We start from the raw sequence: 14,632 nt of genomic DNA on the forward strand, positions 1-14,632 counted from the left end.
GGCATGTCAACCGCAGAGGCGAATTCAGGGCGGCGGCGTCGCTTGCATCCCGTCGACAAATGGTGAAAATGAGAAGCATTATTAACTCTTCTGACAGGATATGTTGTCGTGACGTTCACTTTCTCCCTGCGCGCCATACTCGCCGCCAGCCTGCTGGTTTTAGGAATTTCCTCACTTTCACAGGCGGCGGACTGGCCGCGCCAGATAACCGACAGCCGCGGCGTGCAGACGCTTGATAAAGCGCCGCAGCGTATTGTCTCGACCAGCGTCACGCTGACCGGGTCGCTGCTGGCGATTGACGCGCCGGTCGTGGCGAGCGGCGCCACCTCGCCGGGCAACCGCGTCGCCGACGGCCAGGGGTTCCTGCGCCAGTGGGGAGAAGTGGCGAAAGCGCGTCACGTAGAACGGCTGTATATCGGCGAGCCGAACGCCGAAGCCGTGGCCGCGCAGATGCCGGATCTCATTCTGGTCAGCGCCACCGGCGGCGATTCCGCGCTGGCGCTCTATGAGCAGTTTTCCGCTATCGCCCCGACGCTTGTGATTAATTACGACGACAAAAGCTGGCAGCAATTGTTAACCCAGCTTGGCGAGATCACCGGCCATGAGAAACAGGCGGCCGCGCGCATCGCGCAGTTTGATAAACAGCTCGCGCAGGCGAAAACGCACATGGCACTGCCGCCGCAGCCCGTGAGCGCGCTGGTCTATAACCCGGCGGCGCACGGCGCGAATCTCTGGACCGCAGATTCGGCGCAGGGAAAACTGCTCGGCCAGCTCGGCTTTACGCTCGCGCCACCGCCCGCCGCGCACGGCCTGACCAGCATGGGCAAACGCCACGATATCATTCAGCTCGGCGGGGAGACGCTGGCGGCAGGGCTTAACGGCGAGACGCTGCTGTTGTTCGCGGGCGATGATAACGACGCGGCGGCGCTAATGCGCGATCCGCTGCTGGCGCATCTTCCGGCAGTGCAGCACAAACGGGTCTACGCGCTTGGCACCGAAACCTTCCGTCTCGACTACTACAGCGCCAGCCTGCTGCTGAAGAGGCTTGAGACGCTGTTTAAAGCATAAAAAAGGGGCCGCCTGGCCCCTTTTTGTTACGCCTGCGCCGGTGGCGGCGGGGCCTGACGCAGACGACGCAGCTCGCTAAAGAGCAGCGTCAATACGATAGCGATAACCGCGAGCCCCAGCCCGCCCGCGCTCGCGGAGCTGACCGGCGAGAGCAGCGCGCCCATGCCGCCCAGCAGCGCCGCGCCGATGGCGTCGCCCGTGACGTTTTGCGCGGTCCACAGTCCGTTAATGCGCCCGAGCATGTGATCCGGCGTCTGAAGCTGAATAAGCTGGTATTGAATCAGCGAGCTGATGCCGCTCAGGTAGCCGAACAGCGCCAGGCAGACAAATGCCAGCGGCCACCAGGGCATCAGACTGAACACGCCAACCGCCGCCAGCCCCAGCACCGAGGCGATAAGCATCGTGCGGCCGGGACGAAGGGAGTGCGCCAGCCCGCCGCTGGTAAGCGCGCCCAGCGCCGCGCCGAGCGGCACGGCGGCGTAAAGCACACCGATTTCACCGCTCGCCATCTGCCAGTGACTGGCCAGCGCCGGATAAAGCACGCGCACCGCGCTCGCCATCGTCAGCAGCGCGCCGATGAGCGCCACGCCGCCGACGATCGGGCTTGCGACAAGAAATCGCAGGCCGTCCGCCAGCGCGCGCAGCGGGTGCTGGCGCTGCATCTGCGGCGCGGGCAGCGCCGGGAGCGTAAGCAGAGGCAGGAGCGTCAGAAACGTGCCGAGCGCCGCCAGCGCGTAGTTCCAGGCCACACCGCCCCAGGCGAGCAGCATCCCGCCGAGCAGCGGCGAAATCACCGACCCGAGCCGTACCGTCAGCATGGTGATAGCCCCCGCCTGCATCAGATTTTCCCGTCCGACGATGGCGGGCGTCGCCGCCAGTAGCGCGGTCACGCCGATCGCCCCGAAAAAGCCGTCCCACAGTCCGAGCAGATAGATGGCGGTCACCGACGGCGCGGGCAGCATGGCGTTGACCCACAGCCCGATAAACCCGACGCCGCAGGTGGAGCGCGCCAGCAGAATGAGCTTTTTGCGCTCGTGGCGGTCAGCCAGCACGCCGCCGGTCATCAGCCCGATAAACATCGCAGCGCCGGTGAGCGTCACCGCGAGACCGACCTGAAAGGTCGAACCGGTGAGCGTCTGGATCTGTACCGGCACCGCCACGCCGAGCAGGCCGAGGCCGAGAATGGAAATAAACCGCGCCAGAAAGACGGCACGATAAGCGGGATGCGTTTTCAATAACGAGAGATTAAGCAGCAGCGAATGTCGGTTCATTACAGGGCCTTAACGCGAATTTTCCTTGCCGGATAACGGGACGGCCATGCTAACATAGCCAGATAAGAGTGATAATAACTATCATTATCGGTTCCAGGGTGTGCGTTATGTCGGCCTCTCGCTGTTCCACCAGGATGGTTGTCCTGCTGTGTCTCTTTTTATTGCTGCTGCTGATGGTCGCCTTCAGTCTGCTGGCGGGTGCCAAATCCCTGCCCTTTTCTCTCGTCATGAACGCGCTGACCGGCACCTGCCGCGGCGCGGACTGCACCATCGTGCTTGACGCCCGTCTGCCGCGGACCCTCGCGGGCCTCGTCGCAGGGCTGTCGCTTGGGCTCGCCGGCGCGCTGATGCAAACCCTGACCCGCAACCCACTGGCCGACCCCGGCCTGCTCGGCGTGAATTCCGGCGCCAGTTTCGCCATTGTGCTCGGCGCGGCGCTGTGGGGCGTGAGCGATCCGCTGGAGATCCTGATGCTGGCGCTGTGCGGCGCGCTGCTGGCGACGCTTGTGGTGGCCTTTACCGGCAGCGCGGGCGGCGGCCAGCTGAGCCCGGTCCGGCTGACGCTCGCGGGCGTCGCGCTGGCGGCGGTGCTGGAAGGGCTCTCGAACGGTATTGCGTTGTTAAACCCGGTGGTTTATGACCAGCTGCGCTTCTGGCAGGCGGGCTCGCTTGATATCCGCACGCTGGTCACACTGAAGGCTATCGCGCCGGTCGTTGCGCTGGGGACGATTATCGCGCTGCTGCTAAGCCGCAGTCTCAACAGCCTGAGCATGGGCAGCGACACCGCCACGGCGCTCGGCAGCCGGGTGGCGCGCACGCAGGCGCTCGGGCTTATCGCTATTACGCTGTTGTGCGCCAGCGCCACCGCCGTGGTCGGCCCCATCGCTTTTATCGGGCTGATGATGCCGCATCTGGCGCGCTGGCTGGTGGGCACAGATCACCGCTGGTCGCTGCCAGTGACGTTGCTCGCCACCCCCTCGCTGCTGTTGCTGGCGGACATCATCGGCCGCCTGATTGTGCCGGGCGAGCTGCGGGTATCGGTGATGAGCGCGTTTATCGGCGCGCCCGCGCTGATTTATCTGGTGCGCCAGCGGCGCGGCGGGGTGGCGTTATGAGGCCGGTACCCCCTCGCCTGTGGTTGTTTTGCCTGCTGACGTTAAGCCTGTGCGCCGGGCTCGGCGTCTGGGCGCTGACGCAGGGCGCGGTGACGCTCGACGCTTCGCAGGTCGTTGAGGCGCTCAGCGGTCACGCGCCGCGCAACGTCTCGCTTATCGTGACCGAATGGCGTCTGCCGCGCGTGACGATGGCGCTGCTGCTGGGCGCGGCGCTCGGCGTGAGCGGCGCGATTTTCCAGTCGCTGATGCGCAACCCCCTGGGCAGCCCGGACGTGATGGGCTTCAATACCGGCGCCTGGAGCGGCGTGCTGGTAGCGATGGTGCTGGCAGGTCAGCATCAGACCGCCATCGCGTTTTCCGCCGTCGCAGGCGGCATGGCGACCGCGTTTATCGTCTGGCTGCTCGCCTGGCGCAACGGCATTGATACCTTCCGCCTGATTATTATCGGCATCGGCGTGCGCGCGATGCTGGTGGCGTTCAACATCTGGCTTTTGCTGCAGGCGTCGCTTGAGACGGCGCTCTCAGCGGGTCTTTGGAACGCGGGTTCGCTGAACGGCATCACCTGGGGGAAAACCCTCCCCGCCGCCCCGCTGTTGCTGCTGGCGTTGCTCGCGAGCGCGCTGCTGGTACGCCGAATGCGGCTTTTAGAGATGGGTGATGACAGCGCCTGCGCGCTCGGGGTGTCGGTGGAGCGCTCGCGTCTGCTGCTGATGCTGACCGGCGTGATCCTGACCGCAGGCGCGACGGCGATGGCCGGGCCGATTTCGTTTATCGCGCTGGTGGCCCCGCATATCGCCCGTCGCGTCAGCGGTACCGCGCGCTTCGGGCTCACCCAGGCGGCGCTGTGCGGCGCGCTGCTGCTGCTGGGCGCCGATCTCTGCGCGCAGTATCTCTTTAAGCCTTACCAGTTACCGGTAGGGACCGTCACCGTCTGTCTGGGCGGGATTTACCTCATCGCCTTGTTGCTACAGGAGTCACGCAAGAGATGACCACAACCTCGCGTTTAACCGGTGAAGCGCTCACGCTGGGCTATGGCGATTTCCGCGTGGCGGAAGGGCTGAATGTGGCCATTCCCGACGGGAAGTTCACCGCGATTATCGGCCCGAACGGCTGCGGCAAGTCGACGCTGCTGCGCACGTTAAGCCGCCTGATGAAGCCTGTCGCCGGGCAGGTGCGCCTCGACGGCGAGGCTATTCAGCGCTTCGCCACGAAAGAGGTGGCAAGACGCATCGGCCTGCTGTCGCAAAACGCCAGCGCGCCGGGGGATATCACCGTACAGGAGCTGGTGGCGCGCGGGCGCTATCCGCATCAGCCGCTGTTTACCCGCTGGCGGGACGAGGACGAGCGCGCGGTGCAGCGGGCGATGGCCGCGACCGGCGTGACGGCGCTTGCCGATCAGAGCGTCGACACGCTCTCCGGCGGGCAGCGCCAGCGCGCGTGGATTGCGATGGTGCTGGCGCAGGAGACGTCGATTCTGCTGCTCGACGAGCCGACCACCTGGCTTGATATCAGCCATCAGATTGATTTGCTGGAGCTGTTGAGCGCGCTGAACCGCGAGCAGGGATATACGCTTGCCGCGGTGCTGCACGACCTGAACCAGGCGTGTCGTTACGCCAGTCACCTGATTGCGCTGCGGGACGGGAAAATCGTGGCGGAAGGCGCGCCGCAGGAGATAGTGACGCCAGCGCTTATCGAGGCGATTTACGGGCTGCGCTGCATGATTATTGACGATCCGGTGGCCGGAACGCCGCTGGTGGTGCCGCTCGGGCGGCGGTGAAGTGGAGAGTGGGTGCGCTTTGGTAAACGGTGGGTGCGTTGCGCTTACCCACCCTACGAATGACAAAGCCATCGCACCGTAGCGCCGTAGGGCGGGTAAGCGAAGCGCCACCCGCCATCAACCGGTTACAGCGGGTTGGTTTGCGCCTCGACCACCGCGAGCGCGACCATATTCACGATACGGCGCACGGAGGCGATAGGCGTTAACACATGCACGGGTTTCGCCACGCCCATCAACACCGGCCCGACGGTCACGCCTTCGGAGCTGGAAACGCGCAGCAGGTTGTAACTGATACGCGCCGCCTCGACGTTCGGCATAATGAGGATATTCGCCGACCCTTTCAGCGGGCTGTCCGGCATACGGTCGTTGCGAATACTTTCCACCAGCGCGGCGTCGCCGTGCATCTCGCCGTCGATCATCAGATCCGGCGCGCGCTCGCGCACCAGGGCCAGCGTCTCACGCATTTTGCTGGCGGCGGGCGAATCCGATGAACCGAAGTTCGAGTGCGACAGCAGCGCCACTTTCGGCTCGATGCCGAAACGACGCACGGTTTCCGCCGCCATCACCGTTATCTCCGCGAGCTGTTCCGGGGTCGGATCGTCGTTCACGTAAGTATCGGCGATAAAGGTGTTGCCGCTCGGCAGCAGCAGCGCATTCATCGCGCCCGCGGCCTTCACGCCGTCGCGGTAGCCGAAAATCTGCTGAACCACGCTGAAATGCTCGTGATAATCGCCTATCGTGCCGCAGATCATCGCGTCCGCCTCACCGCGATGCACCATGATGGCCCCGATGACCGTACTGTTGCCGATCACAGCGCGCTGCGCCTGCTCCTGCGTAATGCCGCGACGCTTCATGATGGCGTAGTACTCGTTCCAGTACTCTTTGTAGCGCGGGTCCGATTCGTTATTCACAATCTCGAAATCTTTTCCGGCTTCCATTTGCAGACCGAGTTTTTTCAGGCGCATCTCGATAACGCCCGGACGCCCAATCAGCACCGGCTTCGCGAGCCCCAGCGTGATCAGCTCCTGGGTGGCGTGCAGCACGCGCGGCTCTTCGCCTTCGGTCAGCACGACGCGTTTGGGATCCTTACGCGCCTGGTTAAACACCGGCTTCATAAACAGGTTGGTTTTGTAGACAAATTCGGTGAGCTTGTCTTTATAGGCGTCGAAATCCGTAATCGGACGAGTCGCCACGCCGGAGTCCATCGCCGCTTTCGCCACCGCTGGCGCGATGGTCACAATAAGACGCGGGTCGAACGGTTTCGGGATGATGTAATCCGGGCCGAACGACAGTTCCTGGTCCTCATACGCTGAGGCGACCACCTCGCTCTGCTCGGCGTGCGCCAGCTCGGCGATGGCGTGGACCGCCGCGAGCTTCATCTCTTCGTTAATGGCGGTCGCGCCCACGTCCAGCGCGCCGCGGAAGATGAACGGGAAGCAGAGCACGTTGTTGACCTGGTTCGGGAAATCCGAGCGGCCGGTACAGATAATCGCGTCCGGGCGCACTTCTTTGGCGAGCGGCGGCATGATTTCCGGCTCCGGGTTGGCGAGCGCCAGAATCAGCGGCGAGGCGGCCATCTTTTTGACCATCTCCTGGGTCATGACTTTCGGGCCCGAGCAGCCGAGGAAAATATCCGCGCCTTCGATGACCTCGCCGAGCGTGCGCTTGCCGTTATCTTCAATGGCGTAGGCGGCTTTGGTTTCCGCCATGTTCTCTTCGCGCCCTTTGTAGATAACGCCTTTGGAGTCGCACACCACGATGTTGTGCTTCTGCATACCGAGCGCCACCAGCAGGTTCATACAGGCGATGGCGGACGCGCCCGCGCCCGAGACCACCAGCCGCACGTCGGAGATATTTTTCTGCACCACGCGCAGGCCGTTTAACACCGCGGCGGTACAGATAATGGCGGTGCCGTGCTGATCGTCATGGAACACCGGAATATTCATGCGCTCGCGCAGCTTTTGCTCGATGTAAAAACACTCCGGCGCTTTGATATCTTCAAGGTTAATGCCGCCGAAGGTTGGCTCCAGCGCCGCCACCACATCAATGACTTTATCCGGATCGTGCTCGTCGATTTCGATATCGAACACGTCGATGCCTGCGAATTTCTTAAACAGCACGCCCTTGCCTTCCATTACCGGCTTGCCGGCCAGCGCGCCGATATTGCCAAGCCCCAGCACCGCCGTGCCGTTGGAGATAACCGCCACCAGGTTGCCGCGCGCGGTGTATTTGTGGGCGGCCAGCGGGTCGGCGGCGATTTCAAGACACGGCGCGGCGACGCCTGGCGAATAGGCGAGCGCGAGGTCGCGCTGGGTCGCCAGCGGTTTGGTCGGGGAAACCTGAATTTTGCCTGGAACCGGAAACTCGTGAAAATCGAGGGCGCTTTGCTTGAGTTGTTCATCCATTGTGCTGATCCTTTTTCTTTTTGCAGGGTACGAAGCGGCAGGTCGCACGTTCGCTTAACCAGGCCGACAGTATCGCCCTTAACAGACGGGCAAACTTTGAAGACCGTTAAACTCTGCGTCATGCAACCCCTTGATGTTATCAATTTATAGCAGCCATGTTGCTGGTTCGGGAAAGCATTGCTATGTGCGTCTGCTATGCTTTTTTGTTATGTCCCTGATGAGATCCCGGCGGGCGACATTGACAGCGCCCCTCAAAATCTTTGCTTTTCAAGGAGTAGCAAAATGAACCAACTCGAAGGTATTAAACAATTCACCACCGTAGTCGCCGACAGTGGCGATATTGAATCGATTCGCAGCTATCAGCCGGAAGACGCCACTACCAACCCATCGCTGCTGTTGAAGGCCGCAAGCCTTGAGCACTACCAGCATCTGTTCGAGGACGCGCTGGCATACGGTAAGAAGCGCGGCAGCACCCAGAAGGAAATCGTGGCGCAGGCCAGCGACAAACTGGCAGTGAATGTGGGTGCGGAAATTCTGAAAAGCATTCCGGGGCGCGTCTCCACCGAAGTGGACGCCCGTCTGTCGTTCGATAAAGAAAAAAGCATCGCCAAAGCCCGCCATCTGGTAGCGCTTTATCAGGACCAGGGCATCGATAAATCACGCATTCTGATCAAGCTCGCCTCGACCTGGGAAGGCATCCGCGCGGCGGAGGAGCTGGAAAAAGAAGGCATCCACTGCAACCTGACGCTGCTCTTCTCGTTTGCCCAGGCGCGCGCCTGCGCCGAAGCGGGCGTCTATCTCATTTCGCCGTTCGTCGGGCGTATCTACGACTGGTACAACACCCGCAAACCGATGGACCCGTATGTCGTGGATGAAGATCCGGGCGTGAAGTCAGTGCGTAACATCTACGACTACTACAAGCAGCATAACTACCAGACCATCGTGATGGGCGCGAGCTTCCGCCGCACCGAGCAGATCCTGGCGCTGGCGGGCTGTGACCGCCTGACCATCTCCCCGAATCTGCTCAAAGAACTCCAGGAGAGCGACGCGCCGGTTGACCGTAAGCTTATCCCGGCCTCGCAGGGCTTTAGCCGCCCGGCACCGATGACCGAAGCGGAATTCCGCTGGGAACATAATCAGGACCCGATGGCGGTCGAAAAACTGGCTGAAGGCATTCGCCAGTTTGCGGTCGACCAGCGTTCACTTGAAGATCTGCTTGCCGCCAAACTTTAACTTTTGCCATGGAGAGAAATATGTCTCATCAGCTTTTAGCCAACGCCATCCGCGCGCTCAGCATGGACGCGGTACAAAAAGCCAAATCCGGCCACCCCGGCGCCCCGATGGGCATGGCCGATATCGCCGAAGTGCTGTGGAACGGTTTTCTCAAGCACAACCCGACGAACCCGACCTGGTATGATCGTGACCGTTTTATTCTGTCCAACGGCCACGCCTCGATGCTGCTCTATAGCCTGCTGCACCTGTCAGGCTACGATCTGCCGATGGAAGAGCTGAAAAACTTCCGCCAGTTGCACTCGAAAACGCCGGGCCACCCGGAGATCGGCTATACGCCGGGCGTGGAAACCACCACCGGGCCGCTCGGTCAGGGGCTCGCGAACGCGGTCGGCCTCGCCATTGCCGAGAAAACCCTGGCGGCGCAGTTTAACCGTCCGGGCCATGAGATCGTCGACCACAACACCTATGTGTTTATGGGCGACGGCTGCCTGATGGAAGGCATCTCCCATGAGGTCTGCTCGCTCGCGGGAACGCTGGGGCTCGGCAAGCTGATCGGCTTCTACGATCACAACGGCATCTCCATTGACGGCGAGACCGAAGGCTGGTTTACCGACGACACCGCCAAACGCTTCGAAGCCTATCACTGGCACGTGGTGCATGAAATTGACGGCCACGATCCGCAGGCCATCAAGCGCGCCATCGAAGAAGCGAAACAGGTCACCGATAAACCGTCGCTGATTATCTGTCGCACCGTGATTGGCTTCGGCTCGCCGAACAAAGCGGGTAAAGAGGAGTCGCACGGCGCGGCGCTCGGCGAAGAAGAAGTGGCGCTGACCCGCAAACAGCTCGGCTGGAACTACCCGCCGTTTGAAATTCCGGACGAGGTCTATAAAGGCTGGGACGCGAAAGCGAAAGGCCAGCAGGCCGAGGCGAGCTGGAAAGAGAAGTTCGCCGCCTACCAGCAGGCGCACCCGGAGCTGGCGGCCGAGTTTAATCGCCGTATGGGCGGCGAGATGCCGGAAAACTGGCAGCAGACCACCCAGCAGTACATTGAAAAACTGCAGGCGGAACCGGCGAAAATCGCCTCCCGTAAAGCTTCCCAGAACGCGCTTAACGTCTATGGCCCGGTACTGCCGGAGCTGCTTGGCGGCTCGGCGGATCTCGCGCCCAGCAACCTGACTATCTGGTCCGGTTCGACCTCGCTCAAAGAAGATCCGGCGGGTAACTACATTCACTACGGCGTGCGCGAATTCGGCATGACGGCGATTGCCAACGGTATCGCCCACCACGGCGGCTTTGTGCCGTACACCGCCACCTTCCTGATGTTCGTCGAATACGCCCGTAACGCGGCGCGTATGGCGGCGCTGATGAAGGCGCGCCAGATCATGGTTTATACCCATGACTCTATCGGCCTTGGCGAAGATGGCCCGACCCACCAGGCGGTGGAGCAGCTCGCGAGCCTGCGCCTGACGCCGAATTTCAGCACCTGGCGTCCGTGCGACCAGGTCGAGACCGCGGTGGCGTGGAAAGCCGCTATCGAGCGCCATAACGGCCCGACGGCGCTGATCCTCTCCCGTCAGAATCTGGCGCAGATTGAGCGCTCGCCGCAGCAGTTGAAAGATGTGGCGCGCGGCGGCTACATTCTGAAAGACGCGGGCGGCAAACCGGATCTGATCCTCATTGCCACCGGTTCGGAAGTGGAGATTACCGTGCAGGCGGCGGAACAGCTGCGCGGTGACGGCGTGGCGGTACGCGTGGTGTCACTGCCGTCGACCGACGTGTTTGACGCGCAGGATGAGGCGTACCGTGAATCGGTGCTGCCGTCTGACGTTAGCGCGCGCGTGGCGGTGGAAGCCGGCATCGCCGACTACTGGTACAAATATGTCGGCCTGAAAGGCGCTATCGTCGGCATGACCGGCTATGGCGAATCAGCGCCTGCCGAGAAACTCTTCCCGTACTTCGGCTTTACGGTCGAAAACATCGTGGAAAAAGCGCGTAAAGTCCTCGGCAAATAAGCCTGCAAAAAAGCCAGCCCAATGGGCTGGCTTTTTTATTTCGCGCGGTACGGCTTACTTCAATACCTTCAGCGGCTGCGCGCTTTTGCTGATAACAATATCTTCCGTTTTCTCATCCCATTTCGCCTCGGCCACAATCACCTGCCCCGGATGCTGCGGGTCGCGCGCCACCAGCGTTTTGCCCTCGACATCTTCCTGCACGTTCAGGTTCATCGAAAACGAAGGGATCGCTTCCACCCACTGCTGTTGCTGCACGTCATAGAGGTAGGTCGCCCGCCAGGCGCTGCTCCACCACTCCGGGTAGATAAGCACGCGATCGCGCCCGCTGTCGTCAAGGGTTGAGAGCGCCTCTACGCCGCCGCCGATGCACGAGGCAATGGAGGCCGGTTTCACCGTCGGATCGCTGTTCCAGAGCTGGCACTCGCAGTCGCCGCTCTCATCGCATACGCCGTTGGTTTTCGGATCGTGCGCCGTCAGCCAGGCGTAGCTTTTCGCCGTGCCGTTAAAGCGCCCGCCCGCCAGACGGTAATCGCGCGTTTTCTGCCGGTTGGCTTCGGTTATCCAGTCGGTTTCTTCGCTGATGCGCCAGCCTGCGGCCTGTTTCGTTAAGGTGAGCTGCGCCGGATAGTTGCGCGGCGTCTGCGCCTCCAGCCCCGCCTGCTTGACGAACGTAGCCTGCACGGCGAGCGGCTGCCCGTCCTGTTCGGTAAGCGTAATATTGCTGACGATGCGCTGGGTATAGTGCGGGTGTTTTTGCAGGAAAGCGGTATTTTCCGCAATGACCGCCGCAGGCGCGAGCGCTTTGCCGTACCAGCTCACCTGCTCGCCGTAGAGCGACGCGCCAGCCTGCGCGGTGGGATGATTTTTAAAGTCGTTCCAGCGCGCGATCAGCGCGCTGGCGTCGCGTTCGTCCTGCGGCGTCATCACGGCGCTCGCAGACAACGTAAACCCTGCCAGCGCCAGCCCGAAGAGCGCACGCAGCCCCTGTGTTAATGCCATAAATTCCCTGCCGTTATATTTGGTTATGATAAGCCAGAGGAATATACGCAAAAACGCGCGCTGCCAGAAGCGCGATTATTGGGTTACCCAGAGCGTCGGCCAGGCGTCGGGGCCATGCCAGGCGTCGCAGCTTGGCTCTTCGGCGTAACGCACCAGGCGAAACCGCTGGCCATCAAAGCGCCAGCGCGTCGCCACGCCGCAGTCACCGAGGCCGCGCCCTTTGGAAAGCGTGGTCAGTTCCTTCGTTTTTTCATCGAAGTTCGCGTTCATCAGCTCCAGCTCCTGCTCTTTATCGGCAGGCACAAACGGCAGGCGCAGTCGCACCATGCGCGAGGCGAAGGGCTTCTCGCGCGACACCAGCCAGGCGAGGTCGACCGTGTTATAGGCGCCCGCTTCGCAGCTGATTATCATCAGCGCCGTGTCGTCGGAGAGCGCTGAGATACGCACTTCGCGGCGCATCGGATCCAGCGAGCACTGGCTGTTAGTCATGCGCCAGGTGCCGTAATCCAGCAGCTCGTTAAGCTCGTCGTGGGAGAGCGGCGTCGGGGTCGGATTGGTTATCTTAACGCCCTTTATCGCAGGCGCGGGCGGCACGCTGAGCGGCGGGTTACTGCCCTTTTTAATCCAGGCGGTTTCGCTGCCGACGCGCTTTTGCTGGGCGTCGATAAACAGCAGCGCGGCTTTTAGCCCATCAAGCGACAGGCGGCCCGGCCCGTCTTTGAGCGTAATGACCGAAGACTCTTTGATCTGATCGAGGAAATCGATGATGGTGGACGGATCGTCGGTGAACAGGCGACGCGGCGCGTCGCGCCACTTATGGCCCGCCGGCGTCAGCGTTTTGCCATCCAGCAGCAGGCGCGGCGCCAGCGGCGGCGCTTTACTGACGGCGGCTTCCGGTTTGCCCGCTTCGATGCGAAGCGTGGCGTCGGTTTTCGCACCCGCGCTGCGTGAGACCGTCATCACGAGATCCTGATGATCGCCTACATTACGGGCAGAGCAGAAATTCTGGTTATTGCAGGTCACCTGCCAGTCGCTGAAGATCTTCTGCGCGGGCGCGGCATAAAGCGGCGAGGCGAACAGCAGAGAACAGCTAAGCAGTGACAGCAGACGAAAAAGCATGGACGGCGCGTATCCCGGGCGTTAACAGCGAAAAGAAGAAACGCGCCTATCTTCGTTGCCCTGCGCGGGCGGCTCAATCGGATTTATCGGATAGATTTATCTGAAATACCACTTCTGATTTATGAGTCAAATCAATCCATTATTCCGCGCAGTTGCAGATACTGAAGCAGCAGAACCGTTTTCGCATCGCGGATAACGCCCTGCTTCACCTGCTCAAGCGCCGTCTGGAACGGCATTTCCAGCACTTCTATTTCTTCATCTTCCACGCCGCCGCCCGCATTCGCACGCGAGGCGTCGTCATACTCGGCGATAAACAGATGGATGAGCTCGGTCACGCCGCCGGGCGAAGTATAAAGCTCAAACACTTTTTCCGCCGCGTTGACGCGATAGCCCGTCTCTTCGATAGCCTCTTTACGAATGCAGACTTCCGGCTCATCGTCATCCAGAAGACCAGCGCAGGCCTCAATCAGCATGCCATCCGGGTTGCCGTTAACCCAGGTCGCGACACGGAACTGGCGGATGAGCACCACGCTCTTTTTCTCGCGATTGTACAGCAGCACGGCGGCACCGTTGCCGCGATCGTAGACTTCCCGCTTGTGGCGCACGACTTCGCCATCTTTTCGCGTCAGATCGTAGGTAATATTGCGCAGAACGAAATAGTTTTCCGAGAGAATTTTATCTTTAATCAGTTCGACATTTAACGACATAGCGACTCCATAAACGCCTGGTATTGGGTGAATAGTACGACCCGCGACGCCATTTGTCGCCCCCGGCGGACGGCGTAAAGGCAGGAACAGGCGCGTAATGGACGATATTCTGCGGATTGCGCGCGCCTGCCCGGCGATACGCTTACCGGAACCGCGGCTAAAGCGACCGCGTGGCGGAAAAGCCGACGCGCAGGCTATGGTTTATGCAGGCGCGCAGAAGAAAATAACCCAACCGGAGTGAGCATGTCGCAACCTGACCCCTGGCACGTAATGATCGTCGATGACCACCCGCTGATGCGCCGCGGCATCCGGCAACTGCTGGAGACCGACGCGCAGTTTAAAGTGGTGGGCGAAGCAAGCGGCGGCGCTGAGGCGATCGCGCTGGCGAATCAGTTAACGCCGGATATTATCCTGCTGGATCTGAATATGCGGGGCCTGAGCGGGCTGGATACGCTGACGCTGCTACGCCGCGACGGCGTGAGCGCGCGGATTATCGTGCTGACGGTCTCCGATGCGCGCAGCGACGTGTACGCGGTGATGGACGCGGGCGCTGACGGTTATCTGCTAAAAGACAGCGAGCCGGAGATGTTGCTTGCCGCCATACGCGACGGCGCAGCGGGCGACGGCGTATTCAGCGCGCAGGTAGAGACCTATCTGCGCCAGCGCCTGCCCGGCGAAAAACCCCACTCGCCGTTCGCGCTGCTGACGGAGCGTGAGCTTGACGTATTGCAGGAGGTGGCGCGCGGTTTGTCGAATAAACAGATAGCCTCCACGCTGCACATCTCGGAAGAAACGGTAAAAGTGCACATTCGTAATTTACTGCGCAAACTTAACGTGCGCTCACGCGTCGCGGCGACGGTTCTGTTTTTCGAATCCCGTGGCGCATAAGCCCCGGCGGGCGCATGATTCGCAAGATAATTTAC

At 61.6% G+C, this 14,632-nt stretch carries 12 protein-coding genes; 7 read left to right on the forward strand and 5 right to left on the reverse strand.

The window, feature by feature from the left end:
* Positions 1-126 precede the first annotated feature (126 nt).
* Complete coding sequence (gene fepB, locus AFK67_RS14885) at positions 127-1,068, forward strand: Fe2+-enterobactin ABC transporter substrate-binding protein (protein ID WP_193352263.1); 942 nt, start codon at positions 127-129, stop codon at positions 1,066-1,068.
* Between the two features lie 26 nt (positions 1,069-1,094).
* Here fepB and entS read toward each other — a convergent pair whose 3' ends face one another.
* Complete coding sequence (entS, locus tag AFK67_RS14890; RefSeq protein ID WP_007717645.1) at positions 1,095-2,339, reverse strand: enterobactin transporter EntS; 1,245 nt, start codon at positions 2,337-2,339, stop codon at positions 1,095-1,097.
* Between the two features lie 107 nt (positions 2,340-2,446).
* Here entS and fepD point away from each other — a divergent pair, with 107 nt between their 5' ends.
* The 3 genes from fepD to fepC are packed head-to-tail and all read left to right on the forward strand — an operon-like array spanning position 2,447 to position 5,231.
* On the forward strand, positions 2,447-3,454 hold the full coding sequence (gene fepD / locus AFK67_RS14895) for a Fe(3+)-siderophore ABC transporter permease (protein ID WP_032966898.1): 1,008 nt from the start codon (positions 2,447-2,449) through the stop codon (positions 3,452-3,454).
* Entirely contained in the window at positions 3,451-4,443 is a 993-nt protein-coding gene (gene fepG / locus AFK67_RS14900) for an iron-enterobactin ABC transporter permease (protein WP_038883091.1), read from the forward strand. The genes fepD and fepG overlap by 4 nt, the downstream gene beginning before the upstream one ends.
* Positions 4,440-5,231 (forward strand): iron-enterobactin ABC transporter ATP-binding protein, encoded by a 792-nt coding sequence (gene fepC / locus AFK67_RS14905; RefSeq protein WP_007717639.1) that lies wholly within the window; start codon positions 4,440-4,442, stop codon positions 5,229-5,231. Before fepG ends, fepC begins: the two co-directional genes overlap by 4 nt.
* Positions 5,232-5,356: 125 nt before the next feature.
* Here fepC and maeB read toward each other — a convergent pair whose 3' ends face one another.
* Positions 5,357-7,636: an NADP-dependent oxaloacetate-decarboxylating malate dehydrogenase gene (gene maeB / locus AFK67_RS14910; protein WP_007717636.1), complete on the reverse strand. Its 2,280-nt coding sequence runs from the start codon at positions 7,634-7,636 to the stop codon at positions 5,357-5,359.
* 282 nt (positions 7,637-7,918) lie between these two features.
* Here maeB and tal point away from each other — a divergent pair, with 282 nt between their 5' ends.
* Complete coding sequence (gene tal / locus AFK67_RS14915) at positions 7,919-8,869, forward strand: transaldolase (protein WP_007717634.1); 951 nt, start codon at positions 7,919-7,921, stop codon at positions 8,867-8,869.
* Positions 8,870-8,889: 20 nt separating this feature from the next.
* Positions 8,890-10,884 carry a transketolase gene (tkt, locus tag AFK67_RS14920; protein ID WP_007717630.1) on the forward strand — a complete coding sequence of 665 codons (1,995 nt, stop codon included), beginning with the start codon at positions 8,890-8,892 and terminating at the stop codon, positions 10,882-10,884.
* Positions 10,885-10,938: 54 nt separating this feature from the next.
* Here tkt and AFK67_RS14925 read toward each other — a convergent pair whose 3' ends face one another.
* The 3 genes from AFK67_RS14925 to nudK form a co-directional block, all read right to left on the reverse strand.
* On the reverse strand, positions 10,939-11,883 hold the full coding sequence (locus AFK67_RS14925; RefSeq protein WP_032966896.1) for a hypothetical protein: 945 nt from the start codon (positions 11,881-11,883) through the stop codon (positions 10,939-10,941).
* A 75-nt stretch (positions 11,884-11,958) separates the two neighbouring features.
* Positions 11,959-13,002, reverse strand: coding sequence for a DUF1176 domain-containing protein (locus AFK67_RS14930; protein ID WP_007717624.1), 1,044 nt, complete (start codon positions 13,000-13,002; stop codon positions 11,959-11,961).
* 131 nt (positions 13,003-13,133) lie between these two features.
* The gene (gene nudK, locus AFK67_RS14935) at positions 13,134-13,709 is read right to left on the reverse strand and encodes a GDP-mannose pyrophosphatase NudK (RefSeq protein ID WP_007717622.1); all 576 of its coding nucleotides are present in this window, start codon (positions 13,707-13,709) and stop codon (positions 13,134-13,136) included.
* Between the two features lie 243 nt (positions 13,710-13,952).
* Between nudK and narP the strand changes: the two genes are divergently transcribed.
* The gene (narP, locus tag AFK67_RS14940; protein WP_032966894.1) at positions 13,953-14,597 is read left to right on the forward strand and encodes a nitrate/nitrite response regulator protein NarP; all 645 of its coding nucleotides are present in this window, start codon (positions 13,953-13,955) and stop codon (positions 14,595-14,597) included.
* The last annotated feature ends 35 nt before the right edge of the window (positions 14,598-14,632 follow it).

It is taken from the genome of Cronobacter dublinensis subsp. dublinensis LMG 23823 (assembly GCF_001277235.1).
Classification (GTDB): Bacteria; Pseudomonadota; Gammaproteobacteria; order Enterobacterales; family Enterobacteriaceae; genus Cronobacter; species Cronobacter dublinensis.

Coding starts and splice junctions, on each gene's coding strand:
- entS (WP_007717645.1), bottom strand. CDS start 2,339: ATGAACCGACATTCGCTGCTGCTTAATCTCTCGTTATTGAAAACGCAT.
- fepD (WP_032966898.1), top strand. CDS start 2,447: ATGTCGGCCTCTCGCTGTTCCACCAGGATGGTTGTCCTGCTGTGTCTC.
- fepG (WP_038883091.1), top strand. CDS start 3,451: ATGAGGCCGGTACCCCCTCGCCTGTGGTTGTTTTGCCTGCTGACGTTA.
- fepC (WP_007717639.1), top strand. CDS start 4,440: ATGACCACAACCTCGCGTTTAACCGGTGAAGCGCTCACGCTGGGCTAT.
- maeB (WP_007717636.1), bottom strand. CDS start 7,636: ATGGATGAACAACTCAAGCAAAGCGCCCTCGATTTTCACGAGTTTCCG.
- tal (WP_007717634.1), top strand. CDS start 7,919: ATGAACCAACTCGAAGGTATTAAACAATTCACCACCGTAGTCGCCGAC.
- tkt (WP_007717630.1), top strand. CDS start 8,890: ATGTCTCATCAGCTTTTAGCCAACGCCATCCGCGCGCTCAGCATGGAC.
- AFK67_RS14925 (WP_032966896.1), bottom strand. CDS start 11,883: ATGGCATTAACACAGGGGCTGCGTGCGCTCTTCGGGCTGGCGCTGGCA.
- AFK67_RS14930 (WP_007717624.1), bottom strand. CDS start 13,002: ATGCTTTTTCGTCTGCTGTCACTGCTTAGCTGTTCTCTGCTGTTCGCC.
- nudK (WP_007717622.1), bottom strand. CDS start 13,709: ATGTCGTTAAATGTCGAACTGATTAAAGATAAAATTCTCTCGGAAAAC.
- narP (WP_032966894.1), top strand. CDS start 13,953: ATGTCGCAACCTGACCCCTGGCACGTAATGATCGTCGATGACCACCCG.